The following is a 13,467-nucleotide window of genomic DNA, read 5'->3' as shown; positions in this document are numbered from 1 at the left end:
GAACCTACAGCTCCAGTTCGCGGGCAAGGATCGCCGCCTGGACGCGTGAGGTGAGGTGCAACTTCGACAGAACTCGTGACACATGAGACTTCACCGTCGGAGCACCGACACCGAGTTCACGCGACAGTTCGGCATTGGACATACCCGTCCCAAGCAGCGCGAGCACCTCGCGTTCACGATCGGTGAGCTCGCTCAATCCCAGCGGTTCGGTGGGTTTGGGTGCACGCTGAACGAACTCGCCGATCAGTGCACGCGCCGCGCGAGGAGCGAGCACTGCATCTCCGGCCGCGACGTTGCGGATAGCGCTGGTCAGCTCGTCCGCGGTCGCAGTCTTGAGCAGAAATCCCGACGCGCCGGCGCGCAGGGCCGCGAAGACGTATTCGTCGAGGTCGAAGGTGGTCAACACCAGAACCCGGCTGCGGGTCGTCCCGATGATCTGACGCGTCGCCTCGATGCCGTCGGTGCCTGGCATCCGGACGTCCATGAGTACGACGTCGGGTTGATGCGTGCGGGTGACGGTGATCGCCGACGCTCCGTCACCGGCTTCTGCAACGACATCGATGTCGTCGTGCTGCCGCAGGATCATCGCCAGGCCGGAGCGGATCGCGGCGTGGTCGTCGACCAGGGCGACGGTGATCACCGATCCGTTCCGTTCGGTGCGGGGACCGGTAGTTGCGCGCATACCGTCCATTCTCCGTCGACCGGAAGTGCGTCGAGTGAACCGCCCAGCAGCTCGGCGCGGTGACGCATGTTTGCAAGTCCGCGCGTTCCTGCCCGCGGATGGGATGTGTCGGGACCGACGGGGTTTCGGATCTCGACCTGTAATGCATTGTGCTGGAAAGAGATCGACATCGAGATCGGCGCACCGGGCGCATGTTTGAGTGCGTTGGTCAAGGCTTCCTGGGTGATCCGATACGCCGTGTGATCGACCACGCTCGGCAAGTCGGCAGCATCGACGTCGATCGCAACGTGCACAGTGCCGCCGGCTGCCCGAACTGCGTCCAGGACGACGGGCAACTCGGTCAGCCGCGGGGGAGAGGAACGCGGGTCCGGGGTCTCGTCGTCCCCGGCGTGGAGCAGTTCGATCATCGACCGCATCTCGGAAAGGCCCGCGAGACTGCTCGATCTGATCGCTCCGATCATCTCCCTCAAGCCGTCGTCTGGTTGGCCCCGTTCACCGGAGAGAGCTGAGGTGGACAGTGCCGCCTCCGAATGGATTGCGATGGCGGAGAGGTGGCTTGCGATGACGTCGTGCAGATCGCGCGCCATGGTTGCTCGTTCGTGAGCGACTGCGGCCTCGCGGTCCAGAGCGGCGAGTGCTTCGTGGACTCTGGAACGCTCGCGTTCGGCCTCGGTCAGTTCGACTTGTCGACGGATGACCAGTGCCCACCACACCGGGGTACCGAAGAACAGTGCCGTCACCACGCCTGCCCCAGCCGCAGCGCGGACGTCCTGGGTGGACAGGTAGACGAGTGCGGTGAGCGCGGCAACCGTCACCGCGGTCAGAGAACACACCACTCGGCCCAGCCGCGCCGTCCCGTACAGAACTGCGGCGTAGGTGAGATCCGAGAGGACCAGCCACATCGGCAGAGTGGGTCCCAGGGCGGCGTCGACCGCGACGACGACGGCCCCCGCCGCCAAAGCTGTTGCCGGACGCACCCGCCGGAACGAGTCGATCGCACACAGCAGAGCCAGCATCCCGATCCGAACCCCGGCGGGAACCTCGGCGACACCTCCGACATCGGTCCACATTTGGTACAGGCCGACCAGGTAGAGGAGTACCCCGATCGCGAACAGGCCGAAGGCGATGAGCGGATCGTTCCACTTGCCGACACTCCGACTTCTGGTCACCACAGACTTATCAGAGCACATCGGGGCGCCTGACTTGTCATACCAAATGATGAGGTCGGCGTTGTTCCGATGGCTGATGTGCGGATTCGATAGAGAAGACAGGCTCGACGTATGAAAATTCGCTTCGAGTTGATGATCGGCATTCTCTTGGTCGTCGGTGGCGGCTGTCTGTGGCTGTTCGCGCGTGACGCCGAGTTCTTCTGGTTTCGCGGCGGACCACTCGGCGTGATCCTCGCGATCATCGGTGCCTTCGACATCGTGAATGCAGTCCGAACGAGGGAGACAGCGATACCCGAGCGCCGAAACGACTGACGTGGAACTCGTCCTGCTCACCACGCTGGGCGGGCTCGCCCTGCTGGACAGTACGAGCATCGGAACTTTGGTCGTCCCGGTCTGGATGTTGTTGATGCCGGGACGACCGCAGGTTCGCAGGCTGCTGACGTATCTGGTGGTCATCACGACGTTCTATTTTGTTGTCGGGGTGGCAGTCTGGACGACGGCACGGGCAGGTATGCCTGTCGTCGCCCCGCTGCTCGAAACCCCCGCCGCCCGCGGTGCGCAGTTGATACTCGGTATCGCGTTGTTCGCGTGGAGCTTTCGATTCGATTCCGAGAAGAGGCGCACATCCGGTCAAGCCGATCGAACCCATGTTTGGCGAGAGCGGGTGCTCGGCTCGGCCAGTTCCGCGAGAAGTGTTGTACTTCTGGCAATTGCTGCCGGGACCGCCGAATTGGTGACGATGCTGCCCTACTTGGCGGCGATCGCGATGATCACCGCTGCTGGGCTGTCCGCAGTCACGTCTGCGTCGATACTTGCCGGATACTGCCTGATCATGGCCACTCCGGCAGTGCTTCTGTTGTGCGGGCGGATCGTGGCCGGCGACCGACTGGACAAGCCGCTGAGCGGGGTGGACTCGTTCATCTCACGCCACGGCGACAGCGCGATGGGTTGGGTGTTCGGCATTGCCGGCTTCTACCTCGCCGGCAATGCCGCTGCCGTGTTGTTCGTGAATTGACGTTGTTCGTAAATTGACGTTGTTCGTGAATCAACCAGCCTGAACCAACGAATTGATCAGCTTCACACCGTCTTCCGGGTGATCGACGGTTACGGCGAACAGTCGTCCGTTCTCGAGAGTGACCACGATGGCCTCACCCGAGCGGAGCGTGACGGCTGTTCCGCGCGGTGTCATTCGGTAACCCCATCCACCCCATTCGGCCGGACGTATCGCGTCGACTGATGCGGACTTCACCTTCGAGATGGGGATCTTCTTCCATCGAACGCCCCAGGAACTGATGCCGACACCATGACGGTCGACGCGAACGGTGACCGACGCGAATGCTGTGACGGCGAGGGTGGACACACCCAGGATCACGGCAACCCACCAATCCGAGTACGCGGCAGTCGCGATCACGAGAACTACGAGGCCGGCGGTAACGATCCACGGCCAGACGCTGCGGACCTGCCCGACCCACACTGCACGTTCGGAGGCCGTCAGCGGAGTGTCGAGCGTCGGGGTTGGCAGTGGCGACTCCGGGCCGCTTCGTTGCTGGTCAGGCAGCGCGTATGCCAGAACTCCTACGAGTACCGCCGCGATCGGCGCAAGAATCCACCAGCCGATACGCGCGTCTTCCGGCGACCCGGCGTCGATCGTCAAGGCGACGCTCAGAATCCAGATCGTCGCCAGTGTCGCACTCGAGATCGAGGTTACGGCGAGAAACAAGGGCGCGTTGTCGCTCGAACGGGCCGCGACGACACAGGCGCAAACGACAGCCACCAGTGAAATCACCAGTGCGATGGCGAAAAACGTCGTCGTGGTGCTGAACCCGTCCGGGGTCGATCCGGACCAATGGCTCGCGACGGTCTCGGGTAGGCGGTCACCCCACGCGAAGCGTGCGAGAACCAGAATCAGGGTCGGGATCAGAGTCAGCGAAGCTGCTGTCCAGAGTCGGATCTTGCTGGTCGTCATTGTGTGCTGGTCTCCTTGATGAGGTCGAGCATGTGCGCAGTGTCGAGTCCGAGATTGCGGGCCTGCCGTACGAACTCGCGCGCAGATTCGTTGAGAGCTGTTCTTCCCGAGTCGAATTCGGCGCGAATGACGGCGCCACGTCCGCGTCGGAGGTCGATCAGGCCTTCGTCGCGGAGTGTTGCGTACGCACGAAGAACCGTGTGGAGATTGACGTCGATCGACTCGGCGAGAGCGCGAGCGGACGGCAGGCGGTCACCTGGTCCGATCTCACCGCGGATGACCGAGCCACGAACCCCGGCTGCAATCTGCTCCGCTAGTGGAGTTGTGGAGGCGTGATCTATTCGGACCAACATGTTTGCATTCTATGCAAACAATGCGCGGTTTGACTAATTCGTGTCGGGGGATGCAGCGCGTTGTGACGTGGGACGGGTAACATCGGCAGAGCTGAAAGACGCGCATTCGGCGTGCGCAACGCAGCAGGAAAGGGGCTTGAATCGCATGAGCGGCCACTCAAAATGGGCCACCACCAAGCACAAGAAGGCTGTGATCGACGCACGTCGTGGCAAATCCTTCGCGAAGCTGATCAAGAACATCGAGGTGGCGGCACGAACCGGCGGTGGCGATCCCACGGGCAACCCCACCTTGTACGACGCCATCCAGAAGGCGAAGAAGACGTCTGTTCCCAATGACAACATCGAGCGTGCGCGCAAGCGCGGCGCCGGTGAAGAAGCGGGCGGCGCAGACTGGCAGACCATCATGTACGAGGGCTACGGACCCAACGGCGTCGCCGTTCTGATCGAGTGCCTCACCGACAACCGCAACCGCGCAGCCGGTGAAGTTCGCACCGCGATGACCCGTAACGGTGGCAACCTCGCTGACCCGGGTTCCGTCTCCTACCTGTTTGCTCGCAAGGGCGTCGTCACGCTCGAGAAGAACGGCCAGTCGGAGGACGACGTCCTGATGGCTGTGCTCGACGCCGGTGCCGAGGAAGTCACCGATCTCGGTGAAACCTTCGAAATCGTCAGTGAGCCACAGGATCTGGTTGCCGTCCGTTCGGCACTTCAGGAAGCCGGCATCGACTACGACTCCGCTGAAGCCGATTTCCGCGCTTCCGTCGAGGTTCCCTTGGATGTCGACGGCGCACGCAAGATCTTCAAGCTCGTCGACGCGCTCGAAGACTCTGACGACGTGCAGAACGTCTACACCAACATCGATCTGTCCGACGAAGTTCTCGCGGCTCTCGAAGACTGATTGCTTTTCAACTCAACCCGGCCCTGACGTCCGCGTCTCGGCCGGGTTGCGTGTTGATGCGGGGCAGTACGCCCGCGCACCGCTAAGCTATCGAACAGCTGTTCGGTATGGAGAGGTGTGACAAAGTGCGCGTGCTCGGAGTGGACCCAGGCTTGACTCGCTGCGGGTTGGGTGTGGTCGACGGGAGCAACGGCAGGAAAGTGCGCCCCATTGCCGTCGACGTGGTGCGGACCCCGCCCGAGATGGACCTCGGGTCTCGGCTACTGCGGATCTCCGATGCGGCGGAACTGTGGATCGAGCAGTACAAGCCGGAGGTCGTCGCGATCGAGCGTGTATTCGCGCAGCACAACGTCAGTACCGCGATGGGCACGGCGCAAGCAGGCGGAGTTGTCGCGCTTGCTGCCGCCAGACGCGGCATCCCGGTGTGTTTCCACACGCCCAGCGAGGTGAAGGCCGCCGTTACCGGCAGCGGTAACGCCGACAAGGCGCAGGTCACCGCGATGGTGACGCGAATCCTGAACTTGAAGACGGCGCCGAAACCGGCTGACGCCGCTGACGCTCTGGCGCTCGCGATCTGTCACTGCTGGCGAGCACCGATGATCGAGCGAATGGCCCGCGCCGAGGCGATGGCCGCTGAACAAATGCGTAAGTATCAGGCAAAATTGGCCGAGATGAAGAAGGCAGGTTCACGATGATCGCGTCGGTACGCGGCGAGGTACTCGATATTGCACTCGACCATGCGGTCATCGAAGCGTCAGGTGTCGGCTATCGGGTCAATGCCACCCCGGTGACTCTCGGTGCACTGCATCGGGGAAGCGAAGCGCGACTGTTCACGACGATGATCGTTCGCGAAGACTCGATGACGCTCTACGGTTTTTCCGATACCGAGTCGAAGGACCTGTTCAGCCTCTTGCAGACGGTTTCCGGAGTCGGACCGCGCCTGGCGATGGCAACTCTTGCAGTGCTCGAACCGGACGCATTGCGGCGGGCACTCTCGGAAGGCAACCTGACGGCGTTGACGAGGGTCCCCGGTATCGGGAAACGCGGCGCCGAGCGCATGGTCGTCGAACTGCGCGACAAGGTCGACGCCGTCGCGACGACGGCCGGCGCGGCGTCCGGTGTCGTCGTCGGCAGTTCGATCCGTGATCAGATCGTCGAGGCTCTCGAAGGTCTGGGCTTCCCGATCAAGCAGGCCGAGCAGGCCACGGATTCGGTCCTGGCGGAATCGCCCGAGGCCACTACGTCGGTAGCACTGCGTTCTGCTCTGTCGCTGCTCGGTAAGACTCGATGAACTTCGACCCGATCGACGATTTCGACGACGAGTCGCAGGTCTCTGCCGAATTGGTGGCGGGAGACGGCGATGTCGAAGCGAGTTTGCGCCCCAAGAGTCTCGACGACTTCATCGGGCAACCCCGTGTTCGCGAACAACTGCAGCTCGTGCTCACCGGAGCAAAACTTCGCGGCAGCACACCTGATCACATCCTGATGTCCGGTCCCCCCGGGCTCGGCAAGACGTCGATGGCGATGATCATCGCGGGGGAGTTGGGCTCTTCTCTGCGGTTGACGTCCGGACCGGCGCTCGAACGCGCCGGAGACCTGGCCGCGATGCTGAGCAACCTCGTCGAGGGTGACGTGCTGTTCATCGACGAGATTCACCGAATCGCTCGTCCGGCCGAGGAGATGTTGTACCTGGCGATGGAAGACTTCCGTGTCGACGTCGTCGTCGGTAAGGGGCCGGGTGCCACGTCGATTCCTCTGGAGGTTGCACCGTTCACGCTGGTCGGTGCGACTACGCGGTCAGGTGCGCTGACCGGTCCGTTGCGCGACCGCTTCGGGTTCACCGCTCACATGGATTTCTACGAACCCGAAGAGCTGCAACAGATTCTGATGCGTTCGGCCGGAATTCTGGGCGTCAATCTCGAAGTTGACGCCGGCGCCGAAATCGCACGACGCTCGCGGGGGACGCCGCGTATCGCGAACCGATTGCTGCGCCGGGTTCGCGACTTCGCCGAGGTGCGCGCCGACGGAATCGTCACCATGGACGTCGCTCAGGCGGCCTTGGCTGTTTACGACGTGGACCAGTTGGGCTTGGACCGTCTCGACCGATCCGTACTGAGTGCGTTGGTGCGGTCGTTCGGCGGCGGGCCCGTCGGCGTGTCGACGCTTGCGGTGGCCGTCGGCGAGGAACCGTCGACGGTGGAAGAAGTGTGCGAGCCGTTCCTGGTCCGGGCCGGGATGATCGCCCGGACGCCGCGAGGACGCGTGGCTACCGCCGCTGCCTGGACTCAACTCGGAATGACACCGCCGCCGGATGCCGCAGCGGGCGGTATCGAGGTTCGTGTCAACGAACCGCAGGCCACGTTGTTCGATCCGAACGGAGAGTGAATTTCGACTGGAAAGGCCTACTTGAACGGCCGATCTGTCAGGAATCCTCAGCAACTAATGGCACACTGGTGTATTGCGTAGGTCCATCCGGGACCATCGCGGCGTAAAACGTGCAACACAACCGAGGTTGATCAACACATGTCGAGTTTGCTTTTCCCACTCTTGATCCTCGCACTGCTGGTGCCCATGTTCCTGGGCATGCGCAAGCAGAAGAAGGCTTTGGCTGCCACTTCCGAGATGCAGGACTCGCTGCAGGTCGGCGATCGAGTGCAGACCACGGCCGGGCTCTATGCCACGATTGCTTCTCTGGACGACGACACCGTGGACCTCGAGATCGCCGACGGTGTCATCACCACCTGGTCGCGTCTGGTCATCCGTGAGCGCGTTGTCGAGACGACCGAAACCGACGAGTACGACGACGACTCGGTTTCCGAGATCGAAGAATCAGCTGCTGACACCGAAATCCGGCTCACCAAGGAGTCCTGACTTCGTCGACCTGGCACGTGTTCTAGAGTTGTGAACTCGGACACACGTCCAGATCGGTTGGTCTGTAGTAGTTCTTTCATCGGAGTAGTTCTTTCACCAGCAGCTCAGTTCATCCCGTTGATCAATCGTTGCAGTTCGAACGCCGCAGCTCGGGTGGTCGTCGACCGCCCGAGCCCTGCATTTACTGAAGCTCTGCACCTACTGAGGAGACTTAAAGATCGTGGCACCTTCCACCGGAACGGTGCATCCGGTCCGCTACCTGGCCCTTTTCGGGGTCCTGGTGGTGGCACTGTATGCCCTGGTGTTCTTCACTGGAGACAAGTCGGCCACGCCGAAACTCGGCATCGACCTGCAGGGTGGAACGCGCGTCACGTTGACCGCTCGTACCCCGGACGGCAGCGCTCCCAGTCAGGACAGTCTCAAGCAGGCTCAGGAAATCATCGAGACCCGCGTCAACGGTCTCGGCGTTTCCGGCTCCGAGGTCGTCGTCGACGGTGACAACCTCGTCATCACCGTTCCCGGCGACGACAGTGCGCAGGCTCGCTCGCTCGGCCAGACCGCCCGTCTGTACATCCGCCCGGTGACGGGTTCGATCGACGTCGCCACCCGTGACGCGAACCGGACAGCTACCCCAGAGGTGCCAGCGGCTGAAACTCCGGCCACTGATGCTCCGGCTCCCGAGGCGCCGGCCGACGGGACCCAGACGCCGCAGAACCGCCCGTTCCTGGCTCAGGACCCGACCACTCCGGAGGCAACCCCGGCGCCGGAGACGACAACACCGGCTCCCCCCGTGGACGCATCGAGTGACGGCACCGACGAAGGCGACGCAGCAGCAGCGGAAATCGCCGCAGCGCGCGCCCTCCGACAGAGCAGCGATCCGACGGTGCAGCAGCAAGCAGTGGCGAACCTCGACTGCTCCGTCGCGGATCCGCTCCGTGGAAACGACGACCCGACTCTTCCGCTGGTCGCGTGCTCGCAAGACGGACTGAACATCTATCTTCTCGGTCCTTCGATCATCGACGGCCAGGAGATTGCCGACGCGTCTTCGGTCTTCAACTCGCAGCAGTCGCGCCACGAGATCAGCCTCTCGTTCAAGACGACCGGCAGCAACACCTGGGCCGAGTTCACCTCAGCCAACATCGGCAAGCAGGCAGCGTTCACGCTCGACTCGAAGGTCGTCAGCGCCCCCACGATTCAAGGTGCAACGCCTGCGGGTAGCGCGACCTCGATCACGGGCAGTTTCACTGCGGAGAGCGCCAAAGAACTTGCCAACACTCTGAAGTACGGTTCGCTTCCGCTGTCGTTCGCAGCTTCCGAGGCCGAGACGGTCTCGGCAACGCTCGGCCTGGCCTCACTGCAGGCGGCATTGATTGCCGGCGCGGTCGGTCTCGTTCTCGTTCTGCTGTACTGCCTCGTCTACTACCGGATGCTCGGCGTCCTGACGGCGTTGTCGCTGATCCTCTCCGGAGTCATGGTCTACGCGATCATGGTTCTGCTCGGCAGATACATCGGCTTCACACTCGACTTGGCCGGCATGGCTGGTCTGATCATCGGTATCGGTATGACCGCCGACTCGTTCGTCGTGTTCTTCGAACGCATCAAGGACGAAATGCGTGAGGGCCGTAGCTTCCGCTCCGCGGTGCCACGCGGTTGGGCGCGAGCGCGCCGAACAATTCTTTCCGGCAACGCGGTGAGCTTCATCGCCGCTGCAGTTCTGTACGTGCTGGCGGTCGGACAGGTGCGAGGCTTCGCCTTCACCTTGGGTCTGACCACCATCCTCGACGTGATTGTCGTGTTCCTCGTGACGTGGCCACTGGTCAGTATGGCGTCCCGTTCGGCGTTCTGGTCCAAGCCCAGCGTCAACGGTCTCGGCGCAGTGCAAGAGGTTGCCCGCGAACGTAAGGTTGCCGCCGCTGCGTCGGCTAAGGAGACACGAGCATGAGCGAGTCCAACAACTCCCCGGTGGGGCCCAACAACAGTTCCTCGGCCGAGTCCGCCGATGCCGCAGCCCGGTCGGAGATCACCGACTCCGGCGTCGATCAGGGCGCGATGCCCAAGCACAGTTGGCTCTCGCGGCTGTACACGGGAACGGGTGCGTTCGAGGTCGTCGGCAGGCGTCGTTTTTACTACGGACTGACCGGCGCTCTGGTCGCCATTGCGCTGCTCAGCATCATCCTGCGCGGCTTCACCTTCGGTATCGATTTCGAGGGCGGATCGCGCATTCAGTTCCCGGCCGAGGGTGGAGTCGAGACGTCGGAGGTGGAAACCGTCTACTCCGACACACTCGGGTTCGAGCCGGTCAGCGTGCAGACGGTCGGCTCGGGTGCCAGCGCCACCGTACAGATTCGGTCGGAGACGTTGAACGCGACGCAGATCAACGATCTGCAGTCGGCGCTCTTCGACGAGTTCCAGCCCAAGGACAAGAACGGGAACCCGTCGGCGCAGGCCATCAGTTTTGCGGACGTGAGTGAAACCTGGGGCGGCCAGATCACCAAGAAGGCGCTGATCGCGCTGATTGTGTTCCTGGTGATCGTGAGTATCTACATCGCCATCCGCTTCGAGCGGGACATGGCGGTAGCCGCGATTGTCGCGTTGTTCTTCGACATCATCGTCACTGCCGGCGTCTACTCGCTCGTCGGTTTCGAGGTGACGCCCGCGACGGTGATCGGTTTGCTCACCATTCTCGGCTTCTCGCTGTACGACACAGTGGTGGTGTTCGACAAGGTCGAAGAGAACACACGCGGTGTTCTGCATCTGACGCGCCGGACGTACGGCGAGCAGGCCAACCTCGCGGTGAATCAGACCTTGATGCGATCGATCAACACGACCGTCATCAGTGTGCTCCCGGTGATCGCTCTGATGGTTGTCGCGGTCTGGATGCTCGGCGTCGGCACGCTCAAGGACCTTGCGCTGGTTCAGCTCGTCGGCATCATCGTGGGTGCGTACTCCTCGATCTTCTTCGCGACGCCGCTCCTGGTGTCGATGAAGGAACGCTGGGGACCCGTTGCCGCGCACACTCGTAAGGTGCTCTCGCGCCGGGCTACTCTGGCCGAGAAGGGTACGCAGACGGTTGCCGTCGGCGCACCAGTTGCACGCCGTGCGCCGGTTGCTCCGCAGCCGGGTGTGCGGCCGACCGGAAAGCGAAACAAGAAGGGGCACTGAACATGCTCCCAAGAACACGCACACTGGCTCGATCGATGACGTTCGTTGCGGCCACCGCTGTGGCTGCCGGTTCGTTGGCGGCCTGCTCGGAAAGCGCCGAGCAGGTTCCGTCCATCGGATATGCCATCGACAACTCCATCTCCACGTACAACGCCAACACGACAGCTGGATCGGTGTCCGGGGCGATGGCCGCGTTCGGCCGGGTGCTTCCCGGCTTCACGTTCACCGGTCCGGCCGGTGCTCCTGTGTCGGACACCGACATCGGCACGGCGTCGGAGTTGCCCGGTGACGTGCTCACGGTCTCGTACAAGCTCAATCCGGCGTCGGTGTACTCCGACGGGATTCCGATGTCCTGTGACGATCTGGTCCTCACCTGGGCGGCGTCGAGTGGCAAGTTCACCAAAGACGTCGATGGTGCGGTGAAGCCCATGTTCGACACGGCGAACAATCTCGGTTACGCGGACATCGACCGGATCGACTGCCAGAGCGGGTCGAAGGACGCGACTGTCTTCTTCAAGCCCGGGCGATCGTTCACCGATTGGCGGTCGTTGTTCGGTGCGACTGCATTGATGCCTTCACACATCGTGACGCAGCGCGCCGGAGTCGGCGACGTGGTGAGCGCGGTGAATGCCGGTGACACCGAAGCGTTGTCGAAGATCGCCGACTTCTGGAACACCGGGTGGAACCTGACTCCAGGTCAGGTGGACACCTCCGTACTGCCTTCCGCTGGTCCGTATCGAATCGACTCGTACAGCGCCGACGACGGCCTGGTGCTGGTCGCGAACGAGCGGTGGTGGGGCAACAAGCCCGCGACCGATCGCATCGTCGTCTGGCCACGTGGTGTGAATCTGACCGAGGATCTCGACAAGAACTCGATCGAGGTCGTCGACGTCGCTTCCGGGTCGGCCGGCGAGCTCGGTACTCCGTCCGGGTTCGACGTCCAACAGATTCCGTCGCGGTCGATCGAGCAGTTCGTTCTCGCGACGTCTGGTTCGCTGGGCGACGAAGCCGCCCGTCGAGCGTTCGCGCATTGTGTTCCGCGGACAACTCTGTTCGAGAAGTTCGGGCAGACGGATAACGCGCCGCAGGCTGGTCTGGGTTCCGGCGTGGTCGATTCGCGACTGATGGCGCCGGATTCACTCGTGTACAGCGACGCCGCTGCGGTCGACGGTGACCGGTACGCCAATGCCGACGTCGATGCCGCGAAGACGTCGTTGTCGGAAGCCGATCTCGACCAGTTGACCGTCCGGGTCGGGTACCTCGCACCTGACCCGGTGCGGGCGCAGATCGTCTCTGAAGCGAAAGCCGCGTGTGCTCCGGCGGGAATTACGATCGAGGACGCGAGTACCGACAGCTTCGATCCTGCGAGTCTGCAGTCCGGGGGAGTCGACGCTGTGCTTTCCGGCATGGCAGGCAAAGTCGGGGCAGGCGGAACAGCGAGCATGATCGACGCGCGCGGAGCGTTGCGATCGGGCAACGGCGCAAACCTCGGTACGTACGGAAATGCACGGATCGATCAGATCATCGATCAGTTGAACGTGGATGCGAGCACCAGTGCGCAATTGGGACTCTCGGTGGAGGCGGAGAACATCCTGTGGACCCAGGTGCCTACGATTCCACTGTTCAATCAACTACGAACTGTCGCTGTAGCTCCAGGCATGTCGGCGGTGTTGGTCAATCCGACTCGGGCCGCTACCGGCTGGAACATGGACAGATGGGTATTACGCAGATGAGCGTCTCGAATGGTGTTGCCTTGCACACGCCTGAAGAATTGATCGCAATCCACCGGGCTGCCGGAGACGCCGTTGTTCGGCTGACCCGTTGGGCGGACAACTTTCCCGGGCCCGGGGTTCGGTTCGCCGATCTGACTCCGGTGTTCGCCGACGCCGAGGGGTTCGGGGCCGTGCTCGACGCCCTTGTCGCCTGTGCTCCGGACGCCGACACGATTGCGGCCGTCGATGCTCGCGGGTTCCTGCTCGGTGCCGGCGCGGCTGCGAAGATGGGTGCTGGGGTGGTGGCCGTGCGGAAGGTCGGCAAACTGCCGCCGCCGGTACTCTCTCGTTCGTACAGCCTCGAGTACGGATCCTCGACTCTCGAGATCCCCGCAAACGGCTTCGATCTCACCGGGCGGAATGTTCTGGTGATCGACGACGTTCTGGCTACCGGAGGGACACTCGAGGCGGCTGTACAGTTGGTTGAGTTGGGTGGAGCGAACGTCGTCGGCGTCGCAGTGGTGCTCGAGATCGAGGAACTGCGCGGTCGAGATCGCTTCTTGAAGTACCCACTGACATCCCTGGTGAAGGTCTGAGTATTAAAGTTGTCTCCTGGGGGTCGAGTTAGACCTCCAGGGCAATTACCCGATGCAG

The 13,467-nt window shown here is 62.8% G+C and carries 15 protein-coding genes; 11 read left to right on the top strand and 4 right to left on the bottom strand.

Annotation, left to right across the window (positions count from 1 at the left end):
* Positions 1–4: 4 nt before the first annotated feature.
* Entirely contained in the window at positions 5–682 is a 678-nt protein-coding gene (locus AC2ETI_RS01780; RefSeq protein WP_483633484.1) for a response regulator, read from the bottom strand.
* The gene (locus tag AC2ETI_RS01775; protein ID WP_483633483.1) at positions 637–1,851 is read right to left on the bottom strand and encodes a sensor histidine kinase; all 1,215 of its coding nucleotides are present in this window, start codon (positions 1,849–1,851) and stop codon (positions 637–639) included. Before AC2ETI_RS01775 ends, AC2ETI_RS01780 begins: the two co-directional genes overlap by 46 nt.
* Before the next feature lie 111 nt (positions 1,852–1,962).
* Here AC2ETI_RS01775 and AC2ETI_RS01770 point away from each other — a divergent pair, with 111 nt between their 5' ends.
* Together AC2ETI_RS01770 and AC2ETI_RS01765 are read left to right on the top strand one after the other, a co-directional pair.
* Complete coding sequence (locus tag AC2ETI_RS01770) at positions 1,963–2,163, top strand: hypothetical protein (RefSeq protein ID WP_003943331.1); 201 nt, start codon at positions 1,963–1,965, stop codon at positions 2,161–2,163.
* Position 2,164: 1 nt separating this feature from the next.
* Positions 2,165–2,866: a GAP family protein gene (locus tag AC2ETI_RS01765; RefSeq protein ID WP_019748297.1), complete on the top strand. Its 702-nt coding sequence runs from the start codon at positions 2,165–2,167 to the stop codon at positions 2,864–2,866.
* 30 nt (positions 2,867–2,896) lie between these two features.
* Here the strand turns inward: AC2ETI_RS01765 and AC2ETI_RS01760 are convergent, their stop codons facing one another.
* Together AC2ETI_RS01760 and AC2ETI_RS01755 are read right to left on the bottom strand one after the other, a co-directional pair.
* The gene (locus AC2ETI_RS01760; RefSeq protein ID WP_019748298.1) at positions 2,897–3,817 is read right to left on the bottom strand and encodes a hypothetical protein; all 921 of its coding nucleotides are present in this window, start codon (positions 3,815–3,817) and stop codon (positions 2,897–2,899) included.
* Complete coding sequence (locus AC2ETI_RS01755) at positions 3,814–4,170, bottom strand: GntR family transcriptional regulator (RefSeq protein ID WP_003943322.1); 357 nt, start codon at positions 4,168–4,170, stop codon at positions 3,814–3,816. Before AC2ETI_RS01755 ends, AC2ETI_RS01760 begins: the two co-directional genes overlap by 4 nt.
* A gap of 145 nt (positions 4,171–4,315) precedes the next feature.
* Between AC2ETI_RS01755 and AC2ETI_RS01750 the strand changes: the two genes are divergently transcribed.
* The 9 genes from AC2ETI_RS01750 to AC2ETI_RS01710 all read left to right on the top strand — a co-directional run bounded on the left by AC2ETI_RS01750 (position 4,316) and on the right by AC2ETI_RS01710 (position 13,409).
* Positions 4,316–5,068 (top strand): YebC/PmpR family DNA-binding transcriptional regulator, encoded by a 753-nt coding sequence (locus AC2ETI_RS01750; RefSeq protein ID WP_007732951.1) that lies wholly within the window; start codon positions 4,316–4,318, stop codon positions 5,066–5,068.
* Between the two features lie 125 nt (positions 5,069–5,193).
* Positions 5,194–5,763: a crossover junction endodeoxyribonuclease RuvC gene (gene ruvC, locus AC2ETI_RS01745; RefSeq protein ID WP_020907638.1), complete on the top strand. Its 570-nt coding sequence runs from the start codon at positions 5,194–5,196 to the stop codon at positions 5,761–5,763.
* Complete coding sequence (ruvA, locus tag AC2ETI_RS01740; RefSeq protein ID WP_007732953.1) at positions 5,760–6,359, top strand: Holliday junction branch migration protein RuvA; 600 nt, start codon at positions 5,760–5,762, stop codon at positions 6,357–6,359. The genes ruvC and ruvA overlap by 4 nt, the downstream gene beginning before the upstream one ends.
* A complete protein-coding gene (ruvB, locus tag AC2ETI_RS01735; RefSeq protein WP_019748300.1) occupies positions 6,356–7,453 on the top strand; it encodes a Holliday junction branch migration DNA helicase RuvB in 1,098 nt (365 codons plus the stop codon). The genes ruvA and ruvB overlap by 4 nt, the downstream gene beginning before the upstream one ends.
* A 138-nt stretch (positions 7,454–7,591) precedes the next feature.
* Positions 7,592–7,939, top strand: a complete 348-nt coding sequence (yajC, locus tag AC2ETI_RS01730) for a preprotein translocase subunit YajC (protein ID WP_019748301.1) — start codon at positions 7,592–7,594, stop codon at positions 7,937–7,939.
* A gap of 220 nt (positions 7,940–8,159) precedes the next feature.
* Positions 8,160–9,881: a protein translocase subunit SecD gene (gene secD, locus AC2ETI_RS01725; RefSeq protein ID WP_029255288.1), complete on the top strand. Its 1,722-nt coding sequence runs from the start codon at positions 8,160–8,162 to the stop codon at positions 9,879–9,881.
* The gene (gene secF, locus AC2ETI_RS01720) at positions 9,878–11,101 is read left to right on the top strand and encodes a protein translocase subunit SecF (protein WP_019748303.1); all 1,224 of its coding nucleotides are present in this window, start codon (positions 9,878–9,880) and stop codon (positions 11,099–11,101) included. Before secD ends, secF begins: the two co-directional genes overlap by 4 nt.
* Positions 11,102–11,103: 2 nt before the next feature.
* Positions 11,104–12,834 (top strand): ABC transporter substrate-binding protein, encoded by a 1,731-nt coding sequence (locus tag AC2ETI_RS01715; RefSeq protein WP_211916771.1) that lies wholly within the window; start codon positions 11,104–11,106, stop codon positions 12,832–12,834.
* Entirely contained in the window at positions 12,831–13,409 is a 579-nt protein-coding gene (locus AC2ETI_RS01710) for an adenine phosphoribosyltransferase (protein ID WP_019748305.1), read from the top strand. Before AC2ETI_RS01715 ends, AC2ETI_RS01710 begins: the two co-directional genes overlap by 4 nt.
* The last annotated feature ends 58 nt before the right edge of the window (positions 13,410–13,467 follow it).

The sequence above is a fragment of the Rhodococcus sp. MurmanLake-1 genome, assembly GCF_056945715.1.
Note: the sequence above shows the minus strand (reverse complement) of the source record. Positions and strands in the feature narration are given on the sequence as shown.